Source organism: Tetragenococcus muriaticus DSM 15685 (assembly GCF_000423785.1).
Classification (GTDB): Bacteria; Bacillota; Bacilli; order Lactobacillales; family Enterococcaceae; genus Tetragenococcus; species Tetragenococcus muriaticus.
Genome location: NZ_AUIQ01000012.1, coordinates 37,779 through 47,983 on the forward strand (window position 1 = coordinate 37,779; position 10,205 = coordinate 47,983).

At 35.5% G+C, this 10,205-nt stretch carries 12 protein-coding genes and 1 pseudogene; 2 read left to right on the forward strand and 11 right to left on the reverse strand.

Annotated elements, in window-relative coordinates; translation table 11 throughout:
- Nucleotides 1-48: 48 nt before the first annotated feature.
- Both G577_RS0103440 and G577_RS11755 read left to right on the forward strand, forming a co-directional pair.
- Nucleotides 49-1,011, forward strand: coding sequence for a magnesium transporter CorA family protein (locus tag G577_RS0103440; protein ID WP_028789976.1), 963 nt, complete (start codon nucleotides 49-51; stop codon nucleotides 1,009-1,011).
- Between the two features lie 77 nt (nucleotides 1,012-1,088).
- On the forward strand, nucleotides 1,089-1,205 hold the full coding sequence (locus G577_RS11755; RefSeq protein ID WP_081675722.1) for a DUF4044 domain-containing protein: 117 nt from the start codon (nucleotides 1,089-1,091) through the stop codon (nucleotides 1,203-1,205).
- A 38-nt stretch (nucleotides 1,206-1,243) separates the two neighbouring features.
- Here the strand turns inward: G577_RS11755 and recN are convergent, their stop codons facing one another.
- The 11 genes and pseudogenes from recN to G577_RS0103500 form a co-directional block, all read right to left on the reverse strand.
- Nucleotides 1,244-2,923 (reverse strand): DNA repair protein RecN, encoded by a 1,680-nt coding sequence (gene recN, locus G577_RS0103450; RefSeq protein WP_028789977.1) that lies wholly within the window; start codon nucleotides 2,921-2,923, stop codon nucleotides 1,244-1,246.
- Nucleotides 2,924-2,938: 15 nt separating this feature from the next.
- Nucleotides 2,939-3,388: an arginine repressor gene (locus G577_RS0103455; RefSeq protein WP_028789978.1), complete on the reverse strand. Its 450-nt coding sequence runs from the start codon at nucleotides 3,386-3,388 to the stop codon at nucleotides 2,939-2,941.
- Between the two features lie 194 nt (nucleotides 3,389-3,582).
- The gene (locus tag G577_RS0103460; protein WP_028789979.1) at nucleotides 3,583-4,398 is read right to left on the reverse strand and encodes a TlyA family RNA methyltransferase; all 816 of its coding nucleotides are present in this window, start codon (nucleotides 4,396-4,398) and stop codon (nucleotides 3,583-3,585) included.
- Nucleotides 4,395-5,291 (reverse strand): polyprenyl synthetase family protein, encoded by an 897-nt coding sequence (locus tag G577_RS0103465; protein ID WP_028789980.1) that lies wholly within the window; start codon nucleotides 5,289-5,291, stop codon nucleotides 4,395-4,397. Before G577_RS0103465 ends, G577_RS0103460 begins: the two co-directional genes overlap by 4 nt.
- Entirely contained in the window at nucleotides 5,288-5,509 is a 222-nt protein-coding gene (locus G577_RS0103470; RefSeq protein ID WP_028789981.1) for an exodeoxyribonuclease VII small subunit, read from the reverse strand. The genes G577_RS0103465 and G577_RS0103470 overlap by 4 nt, the downstream gene beginning before the upstream one ends.
- Entirely contained in the window at nucleotides 5,490-6,836 is a 1,347-nt protein-coding gene (gene xseA, locus G577_RS0103475) for an exodeoxyribonuclease VII large subunit (protein WP_028789982.1), read from the reverse strand. Before xseA ends, G577_RS0103470 begins: the two co-directional genes overlap by 20 nt.
- Before the next feature lie 2 nt (nucleotides 6,837-6,838).
- On the reverse strand, nucleotides 6,839-7,690 hold the full coding sequence (locus G577_RS0103480) for a bifunctional methylenetetrahydrofolate dehydrogenase/methenyltetrahydrofolate cyclohydrolase (RefSeq protein ID WP_028789983.1): 852 nt from the start codon (nucleotides 7,688-7,690) through the stop codon (nucleotides 6,839-6,841).
- Nucleotides 7,691-7,762: 72 nt separating this feature from the next.
- The gene (nusB, locus tag G577_RS0103485; protein ID WP_028789984.1) at nucleotides 7,763-8,209 is read right to left on the reverse strand and encodes a transcription antitermination factor NusB; all 447 of its coding nucleotides are present in this window, start codon (nucleotides 8,207-8,209) and stop codon (nucleotides 7,763-7,765) included.
- Complete coding sequence (locus tag G577_RS0103490) at nucleotides 8,202-8,627, reverse strand: Asp23/Gls24 family envelope stress response protein (RefSeq protein WP_028789985.1); 426 nt, start codon at nucleotides 8,625-8,627, stop codon at nucleotides 8,202-8,204. The genes nusB and G577_RS0103490 overlap by 8 nt, the downstream gene beginning before the upstream one ends.
- A gap of 101 nt (nucleotides 8,628-8,728) precedes the next feature.
- On the reverse strand, nucleotides 8,729-9,793 hold the full coding sequence (locus tag G577_RS0103495) for a M24 family metallopeptidase (protein WP_028789986.1): 1,065 nt from the start codon (nucleotides 9,791-9,793) through the stop codon (nucleotides 8,729-8,731).
- 200 nt (nucleotides 9,794-9,993) lie between these two features.
- A pseudogene (locus tag G577_RS0103500) lies at nucleotides 9,994-10,205 on the reverse strand (ISLre2-like element ISTeha1 family transposase); the annotation flags it as partial.

Here is a 10,205-nt window from a genome sequence, read left to right on the forward strand (position 1 = left end):
TTTTATTTCTGGTAAAATAGATACGACGCAACAAAGGAGGGGGACAACATGCTTTATTATTATACATTTGATGAAAACTACTTGGCGAGACAGGAGACGCTCAAACAAAATACTTTATGGATCCATGTTGAAAAACCAAGTACCCAAGAAATCGACACTTTGCGAAAAAACTATCACTTGCCTAAAGATTACTTAACAGCTGTTTTAGACGATGAAGAAAACTCTCGCAGCGAAGGATTAAATCAACAACATATGAAAAAGGCCGCACTTTTGCTCTTACAGTTTCCTTACGAAGTCCAAAGCCCTTCAGGTTTTCAACAGTTCGAAACTTATCCGTTATCCTTAATTATAACGCCAGAAAATAGAATCATTACAATAGCTAATTATTTCTTGCCATTTTTTCAAGCAATTAAAAATCATTACTTCAAACCCAACGATAATGTCCCTGAAATGAATATTGCATTAGAAATTTTATGGCAAGTAGTCCTTTCTTTTAATAATCGTTTAAAAACTACAAAGGATCATTTAGATCGCTTGGAAAAACAGATTAAAGTTTCCACACAAAATGAACAATTATATCAAATTATGGATGTTCAAAAAAGTCTAGTCTCTTTTGATGAAGCAACCTCAGCTAATTTGGACACTTTAAAAGCTTTATCCAATACAGAACTAATTCAATTAAAGGGACATCATGCATTTAAACACCATTTACGAGATGTTATTGAGGAAACAAAGCAATCTTTAACTTCAGCAAGCATCCAACTAAAATTTGCGACACATATGAATGATACTTTTTCGTCTGTTGTTTCTAATAATTTAAATAATGTCATGAAAATTTTAACTTCAATCACCTTAGTTCTGACTATACCAACAATTATTAGCGGAATTTATGGCATGAACGTTAAACTACCGCTAGACACATATCACAATACTTTTTGGGCTATTATGTTAGTTACCATTATCATTAGCTGGATTGCGGTAAAAATTTTAAAGAAAAAAAGTCTTTTATAATATCCTTGAGGTATTTCCTTGTTTTCTAGTCGCTTAAGTTGTAAACTATCACTAAAATATTAAAAGGATGAATAAATATGCGGGACAAAAAGCCAACCAACACTTTTTCGAAAATTATGAAAGTTGTCATATGGATTATGTTGATCGTAACCGTTGGCACTATCGTATTAAGTGCTGTTACAGCTCTCCTATAAAATTTGCAACACAGCTTCTTTTTTGGAAGCTGTGTTTTTTATGCAATTTTACCGGCTTTTGCCAACATTTCTTTGGCGTTTTCCATTGTTAATTCAGTGATCTCAGTTCCTGATAGCATTCGTGCAATCTCTTGGATACGTTTAGTCTCGTTAATTTCTTTGACCACTGTTCGTGTTCTTTCATTTTGTATTTCCTTATTAATAAGATATTGATAATCACCGACTGCGGCAACTTGTGGCAAATGCGTAATGCAAAGAACTTGTGAGTTATAAGCAATTCCGCTAATTTTTTCTGCGATAGCTTGTGCAACTCGCCCACTAACCCCAGTATCTACTTCATCAAAAACGATACTTGTTTTTTCTTGAGCTCTAGAAAAAATTGATTTTAAAGCTAGCAATATACGTGATAATTCTCCCCCAGAAGCGACTTTAGCGAGTGGTTTTACAGGTTCACCTAGATTAGTTGTTAAATAAAATTCAATTTTATCAAACCCTGTTTGATTTAAATGCTTTTCTTCAGAAAATCGAACCTCGAACTGAGCATTTTCAAGATATAAGTCTGCTAATTCCTGTAGAATATCTTTTTCTAATTGACGTGCAACTTTTTTTCGTTGAGCATGCAATTTTTCAGCCATTTTCCAAATTTCGTCATTCTGTTTATCTAACTTAGCTTGCATTTCCTCTAAATGGTTTTCTGTATCACCTGCTTGAGTTAATTCTTCTGAAATTTTTTTATAATAACTTAAAATTGCATCTATTGAATCCCCATACTTGCGCTTTAACTGACGAATCACTTCTAAACGTGCATTAACTTCTTCCAAACGTCCTTCATCTAACTCCAACTGATCCAATGTATCAGAAATCTCTCCAGCAGCATCTTGTAATAAATAATACGCATTTTGAACATTTTCGTTAATTTGTTCATATTCTTTATCCAAATGAGCTACTTCTTGTAATTCTTGAGCTACAACTCCGATTCCATCTAAGCTATTTTCGGTTTCTGAGGCTAAAGCCTCATGACTTTTAGCAAAGGCATCTACAATTTTTTGGAAATTTACTAACTTGTCTCGTTCTTCTACTAGTTTCTCTTCCTCATCTATTTGTAAATCCGCTTCTTCAATTTCTTGTTTTTGAAATTTCAACATATCAATTCGCTGAATATAGGACTGTTCGTTTTCTTGTATATCTCGAACTTTTCTTTCGAGTTCACGAAATTCACTATATTTTTCTTTAAAAACAGCTAACTGATCTTTAAAATTCTGCGAACCAAAATTATCAACCATCTGTAAGTGTTTTTCTGGCTGCAAAAGGTCTTGATGCTCATTTTGTCCCTGAATATCTACTAAGTAGTTTCCAATTCTTTTTAAGTTTCCTAGGTTCACCATTCTACCATTTACACGACAAATGCTTTTGCCAGAATTTGTGATTTCACGTTGAATAATTAGTAATTCATCTTGTTGATCAATTCCCAATTCCTCTAACAATGTATTAAAAGAAGACAATTTAGGTAATTCAAAAAGCCCTTCTAATACACACTTTTGTTTTCCCTGACGAATGTAATCTATCGAACCTCTCCCACCTGCTAGTAATCCCATTGCATCAATAATAATTGACTTACCAGCTCCAGTTTCTCCAGTTAATGCCGTCATTCCTTTATGAAAGGTTAAATGAAGGTCTTCTATAATGGCAAAATTTTCAATAGACAACTCTAACAACATATGTAACACCCCTTATTAGATATACTTTTGCAGCTCTTGAAATAAGCGTTCTCTAGCTTGAGTTGTCTTTGTGATCATCAAAATATTATCGTCATCATTTAAAATAGCAAACAGCTCTTTAGTAAAACGTTTATCGATCAAATTAGCAATGGCAGAAGCATTGCCGGGCAAGGTTTTTAAGGTGACAAACTTGTCCATATGGTCCAGTGACACAAAAGCATTTTTTATTAATTTAGTTAGTTTTTCATTCATTTCCTCGTCTGATTCTACAGGAAGACTATAACGATAACCATCTCCTGTGGCGGGAACTTTAATCAATTTTAATTCTTTAATGTCTCTTGATACAGTTGCTTGTGTTACTGCAATATCACGTTCTTGCAAAGCCTTTACCAATTCCTCTTGTTTTTGAATATTTTCTTTTTCTAATAATTGGATAATGAGTTGATGCCGTTCTTCTTTTTTCACATTATGCCTCCTTTTCCCTTTATTTTTAAGTGAATATTCTTGTTTTCCTATTTATCATAACCTATTTTAAATGATAAGGAAAGTTAGAACAAAAAATCCCATTCCGTATAAAAAAACAAAATAAAAAAGCTGAGGCATTTCATTCCCACAATGATTGCAAATAAGCATTGTCGAATTCTATTGCCCCTGCTTTGTTATTTGTCTAATGCCTCATGCGCTTCATTTACTACTTCAGCGATGCTTTTATCTTCTCGGTTTATACCTAGATCTTCCGCTTTTTTTAAATGAGCAATAAATTCAATATTACCCTGGCCACCTGTGATCGGTGAATAACTTAGTGCTCGTACATCAAAGCTTTCACCTAAAGTAAAGTTTACGACATCTGTTAACACTTCTTGATGTACATTAGCATCGTGGATGATTCCTTTTTTCCCCACAGAGTTTTTCCCTGCTTCAAATTGCGGCTTAATTAAAGCCATTACTTCTGCATCACTTGTAAGTATCGAATACAAAGCAGGTAGTATTTTTTTTAAGGAAATAAAAGAAACATCAATCGTCGCGACTTCAGGTATTCCTTGCGTAAAATCGGAAGGAGTACAATAACGAAAATTTACCCTCTCCATTACAACAACACGTGGATCTTGTCTTATTTTCCAAGCTAGTTGATTATATCCTACATCAAGAGCATAGCTTAATTTTGCCCCATATTGTAATGCACAATCTGTAAATCCACCAGTAGAAGCACCAATATCAAGTAATATTTTACCTTTTACATTAAAATCAAATATCTTTAATGCTCTTTCTAATTTCAATCCACCACGAGAGACGTAGGGGAGCTGTTCTCCAATGATTTTTAAGATAGTATCTTGCTGAATCTTTTCTCCAGGCTTATCTAACCGTTGATTTTCTTTTGTATAGACCATACCTGCCATAATCCCTCTTTTGGCCTGTTCTCTTGTAGCAAAAAGACCTTGCTGAAAAGCCAAACTATCTACCCGCTCTTTTTTCATTCACTGCCTCTTTCCAGTTCAAATAACTTTATAACCTCTTGTAACAACCTGGGAGTAAAATTTTCATTAGTGATTTCTTCAAGAGCATTACGCGCTTGCCTTAGTTGTTCTTCGAGTGCTAATTTTGCCTCTTCTATGCCTAACAATGCTGGAAATGTATTTTTCCCTGCAATATTATCTTTTTGCGTTTTCTTGCCCAACTGCTTTGTAGTGGCTAATTCATCAAGTAAATCATCTCTAATTTGAAAAGCTAATCCCAAATGGTCAGCAAATTCACTTAATTGAGCTAAAACCACATCACTTTGTTCCGTTAAAATCCCTCCACTAACTACAGCAAAGCGGATCAAGGCCCCTGTCTTTTTTTGATGAAGATTCGCTAGCTCTGCAAAGGAAAGTCTCACCTGCTCACTTTGAATATCCTCCACCTGCCCAGCGACCATTCCACTAGGTCCAGCTGCGCTAGCGAGTAACTGCAAAAGTTGGTTTTTTTTCTTAGAAGTTGTCTCCGTTCTAGTTATTAGTTCAAAAGCGCCTGTTAATAATGCATCACCAGCTAGAATCGCTAAACCTTCCCCAAAAACCATATGATTTGTGGGGTTACCGCGTCGTAGATCATCATCATCCATCGCTGGCAAGTCATCATGAATAAGAGAATAAGTGTGAACCATCTCTAAAGCAGATGCAATTTGATATGAGGATAAAGATAATTCCTGTTCAAAATCATGCACAGTAGCTAACACTAACAAGGGACGCAGCCGTTTACCTCCAGCATTCACGGAATACAACATACTTTCTTTTAATTGTTCATTAGAAATGTAGTTATGAATAAACTTTTTGATTTGTTTTTCAACTTTAGGTAATTCATTTTCTTGTAGCCCAAATAAAGAACTCATTCTTCTTCCTCTTCAAACGGTACTTCTTTTTCTTCTTCTGTCATCATTTTTGTTAATGTTTTTTCTGCTTTAGACAGAGTTTCCTTGCATTGTTTACTTAGCTCCATCCCTTTTTGAAAAGAATCTAAAGCTTCTTCTAAAGAAACGTCCCCTTGTTCCAAGCGGGTCACAATTTTTTCTAATTCTTCTAAAGATTCTTCAAATGTTGCCTCTGTCATCTTCATCCTCCTTAACATCTGTTACTTTTGTTTGGACTTGTCCATCTTTATAATGTACTTGTAGTGTATCGTTTTGCGATAATTCTTGCACAGATTTTATGACTTTTTCTTGCTTAGTTGTGTAACTATATCCTCTTCCCATCACTTTTAGAGGACTTAACAAATCTAAAGCGTGCACCATCTGTTCAAAAGATTGTCGTTTTTTACTCATCGCTTGTTGAGCTTGATTTTTTAATTGTTCTTGTAAATAGTCCACTTCTTGTTTTTTTTCTTTTACTTTTGTTGTAGGAGCTGACTGATACAAACGAGATGCTATTTGTGTATAAGCTTTTTGTTTTTCATAAACTATACGTTGTAGTATTTGATTTATCCGTTGATTCAACTGATCCAACTTGATGGATTGTGCTTCATACAAACGCTCCGGTTGACGAAAAATATAAGAATTTTGTATTCTTTCAAAACGCTCCTGTTTTCGCTGAATCTGTCGAGTATATGCTTGTTGTAAGCGAGCTTGTTTTTCTTCAATTCGCATAATTTCTTCTGTTAAAACTGGTACAGCTAATTCAGCAGCAGCCGTCGGGGTTGCGGCACGAACATCTGCCACCAGATCCGCAATTGTTGTATCTGTTTCATGCCCAACAGAAGAAATCACAGGAATATTACATGCAACAATAGCCCTAGCGACACGTTCTTCATTAAATGGCCACAAATCCTCGATTGATCCTCCACCACGGCCAATAATCACAGCGTCGAAATTTTCTTCTTTTTCTACGCGTTGAATATTTCTAACAACATCATCTGCTGCCTTTTCACCTTGAACAACAGTTGGAAATAAGACAACTTGAGCAATAGGATATCTTCTTTTAGTTGTCGTAATAATATCTCGAATGACAGCGCCACTAGGGCTCGTCAAAACAGCAATTTTTTTAGGAAACTTAGGCAATGCCTTTTTCGGTAAATGAAATAAGCCTTCATTTTCTAACTTTTTTTTCAACTGTTCGTATGCTTGATATAAAGCTCCAATGCCATCAGGTTCCATTTGGTCAATATAAATCTGATAATTTCCAGTTGTTTCATAAATTGAAATACGGCCTACCACCATAACCTTCATTCCTTCTTCTGGTTGAAAATTTAATTTACGGAAGGCATTTTTAAACATTACCGCTGAAATTTTTGCTTGATCATCTTTGATACTAAAATATTGGTGGTTGGGACGTAAACGAAAATTTGATATTTCTCCTGTTAAAAATACTTTTTCTAAATATGGATCCGCATCAAATTTTCTTTTTATATACTTAGTAAGTGCACTGACAGTTAAATATTCCATCGTTAATTAAACTCCTGACGTTTACAAGCTTCAATCGTTTGCTGCATCAGCATGGTAATCGTCATTGGACCCACTCCTTTAGGGACAGGAGTAATAAAACTAGCTTTGGGCTCTACTTCAACAAAATTCACATCCCCAATTCGTTTGCCGTTTTCATCACGGTTCATCCCCACATCGATCACTACTGCTCCTTCTTTCACAAAATCTTTCGTAACAAAGTTACCCTTGCCCACTGCAGATACGATCACATCTGCTTGTTTAGCTAAAGCTGGCAAATCTTTGGTATGGGAATGAGCCATCGTTACAGTGGCGTTTTTAGCTAGTAACAATTGAGCCATTGGCTTGCCGACAATGTTACTGCGACCAATAACGATCGCGTGTTTCCCCTCTAAATGAATTTCATATGCTTCAAACATTTTCATAATACCATAAGGGGTGCATGGTAATGTTTGCGGTTGCCCTAGCAAAAGTTTTCCCATATTCATCGGATGAAACCCATCTACATCTTTTTTAGGATCAATAGCAAGTAATACTTTTTCTTCATCAATATGGCCTGGTAATGGTAACTGTACTAAAATTCCATGGTAATTAGGATCGTTATTATACTTTTCTATTTCCGCTAATAATTTTTCTTCACTAATATCTGAAGGATAATTTTCCACAGTTGATTGAATCCCAATTTTTTGCGATGCAATTTCCTTATTTTTTATATAAGTTTTACTTGCTGGATCATCTCCTACTAAAAAAACAACTAACCCAGGAAAGACTCCTTGTTTTTTTAATACATCAACTTCTAGACGCATCTGTTCTTGCAAATTATCTGCTAATTCTCTACCGTTAATTAATTGCGCCATTTACACATCACTCCCCATATTATTTGTTTATTTTAGCACAACTTTTTCTTTTCAACAAAAGAAGCTAGCTGTTTAGCTAGCTTCCATCTCTGTATTTACAGTCGATAAAATACCATTAATAAATTTACGTGATTGTTCATCGCTAAATGTTTTGGCTAATTCAACAGATTCATTTAATGCCACTTTGTTAGGAACATCTTCTACATACAACATTTCATATAATCCAATGCGTAAAATAATGACATCGATTTTGGCTAGCCTTTCAAAACGCCAGCCCTTACGCAGATGTTGTTCAATTTTTTCATCAAGTACTGCTTTTTTATCACAGACGCCAGTAACTAGAAAATCTAAATACTCAGGAACAAAATGCTCTTGTTCATCATCCACCATTTCATCTTGTTCTAATTCCAATGCAGCAGTAATCGCATTTGTTTTTTCCAGTGCCTGGTTTACGTCTAGGGGAAACAAAGCTTGCACTGCTTTTTTTCGAATTTCATGTCTTGCTAGTTCTTTACTCATTTTCTTCCTCATCATTTTCAAAAAAATCTTCTACATTCAATTGCTCCGTTTTTTCTGGAACCACTGCTACTACATGAATATTGACTTCAGCAAGTTCAACGTCTGTCATGAATAAGACCTGTTCTTTTACTCGGTTCTGTATATCCATTGCAACTTTAGGCACAGAAACGCCATATTTCATATAAGTATAAATATCTACTTTAATTCCATCTTCATCCATAGTTAAGTAAACACCTTTACCATAAGTAGAGCGTCCTAGTAATTCTGTTACGCCATTGGCAAAGTTTCCTTGCATGCGATAAACCCCTTCAACGTTTGAAGCAGCGATCCCGATAATTACTTCAATCACTTCAGGAGCAATCACAATTTCTCCTAATTCCTGATTTGCATCCAAAACAAAATTTTTTTCATCAGCCATTTAGATTCCTCCATTTTAGGACTATCTTGTAGTCTTTATTCTATCATTTCATTGGTAGATAAGCCACGCTAACACTCATTAATCATCAAAGCTTGATAAAATTATAAGATAATCAATTCTTTAGGAGAATGCGTTAGTACTTCATTACCAACAGAAGTAATTAATAAATCATCCTCAATTCTGACACCACCAGTTTCTGGTAGATAAATACCAGGTTCATCCGTAATAACATTACCAGATACAAATGTTTTATCGGCACGTGAAGAAACGTTTGGTCCCTCATGAATATCTAAGCCAATACCATGTCCTGTTGAGTGTCCAAAAGCTTCTCCATAACCAAATGAAGTAATATAATCGCGAGCCACAGCATCCAATTCGATCCCGCTGACTCCCGGTTGGGCTGCTTCAATCACTTTTAATTGCGCATCGAGTACAATTTGATAAATTTCTTTCATTTTTTCTCCAGGGTCACCAATGGCAAAGGTGCGTGTCATATCCGACACATAGCCATCATAGTAACATCCAAAATCTAGTGTAATGATGTCGCCTTGTTCAATTCTTTTTTGGCTAGCCACACCATGTGGCATAGCTGCGCGCGCTCCAGAAGCTACGATTGTTTCAAAAGAAACGCCACTAGCACCCAACGAACGCATGAAAAAATCTAACTGATTGGCCACTTCGATTTCAGTCATTCCCGGTTTAATCATCTTCAGAATATGATCAAATCCTTGATCAGCAATATTGCAAGCTTGTTGAATAGCTTCAATTTCTTTTTCTTCTTTTACCTCTCGTAAACCTTCTAAAAGACCAGAAATTGGTACTAAGTTAGTCGTTGTCATTAGTTCCTTTAGCAAGCCATACTCTGAAAAAGTAATATAATCTTCCTCAAAGGCAAGCGTATTTACTTGTGTGTGTTGTACAAGCTCAGCTACTGTCGCAAAAATACTTCCACTATTTTTTACAATTTCAAAATCTTGCGCTTGTTTTGCAGCTTGTTGAGTGTAACGAAAATCCGTAACAAAGAAAGCTTGTTCATTTGTTACAACAGCTAACCCCGTTGTTCCAGTAAAATTAGTAAAATAGCGTAAATTATAAGGGCTCGTAATTAAAAAAGCGTCCAAATTTTCTTGTTTCATTTTTTCTCGCAAACGACTAATCCTCGTCATACTTCATTTCCTTCTTTCCGTATAAGTTCTTTTTTATTATAGCAGACTTCATTGCTAAGTTAAACGAAGGAAATCTTTTGTATGTGTCAAGTTTATTGAGGTTGAATAAAAAAACCGTCTTTTGGGCAGACACGAAGTTATTTTTCAACCTCACTTTCGTTCGGTTCGCCCTCATCATCTCTAACAAAAACAAGTTTTTATTAGAGATAATTCGGGGTCATTATTAATTGATTTAGTCCTTTGGCGAATTGGCCTAAAGGTGCACTTTTCGCTTTTCCTTCGCCCATTTGCCCTTTAAACGCACCTTCATGAGCTTGAAAGTTAGGTTTTTTCTGTACCCAACGTTTCATAGCTTGCCAACGCTTTTCTTGAGCGACCACGTCGTCCGGAAGGGCTTCGTATTGATTCAACC

Bases quoted from the DNA above. Each gene is read 5' to 3' on its own strand.
- G577_RS0103440 (WP_028789976.1), top strand. From the start codon at position 49: ATGCTTTATTATTATACATTTGATGAAAACTACTTGGCGAGACAGGAG.
- G577_RS11755 (WP_081675722.1), top strand. From the start codon at position 1,089: ATGCGGGACAAAAAGCCAACCAACACTTTTTCGAAAATTATGAAAGTT.
- recN (WP_028789977.1), bottom strand. From the start codon at position 2,923: ATGTTGTTAGAGTTGTCTATTGAAAATTTTGCCATTATAGAAGACCTT.
- G577_RS0103460 (WP_028789979.1), bottom strand. From the start codon at position 4,398: ATGAAAAAAGAGCGGGTAGATAGTTTGGCTTTTCAGCAAGGTCTTTTT.
- G577_RS0103465 (WP_028789980.1), bottom strand. From the start codon at position 5,291: ATGAGTTCTTTATTTGGGCTACAAGAAAATGAATTACCTAAAGTTGAA.
- G577_RS0103470 (WP_028789981.1), bottom strand. From the start codon at position 5,509: ATGACAGAGGCAACATTTGAAGAATCTTTAGAAGAATTAGAAAAAATT.
- xseA (WP_028789982.1), bottom strand. From the start codon at position 6,836: ATGGAATATTTAACTGTCAGTGCACTTACTAAGTATATAAAAAGAAAA.
- G577_RS0103480 (WP_028789983.1), bottom strand. From the start codon at position 7,690: ATGGCGCAATTAATTAACGGTAGAGAATTAGCAGATAATTTGCAAGAA.
- nusB (WP_028789984.1), bottom strand. From the start codon at position 8,209: ATGAGTAAAGAACTAGCAAGACATGAAATTCGAAAAAAAGCAGTGCAA.
- G577_RS0103490 (WP_028789985.1), bottom strand. From the start codon at position 8,627: ATGGCTGATGAAAAAAATTTTGTTTTGGATGCAAATCAGGAATTAGGA.
- G577_RS0103495 (WP_028789986.1), bottom strand. From the start codon at position 9,793: ATGACGAGGATTAGTCGTTTGCGAGAAAAAATGAAACAAGAAAATTTG.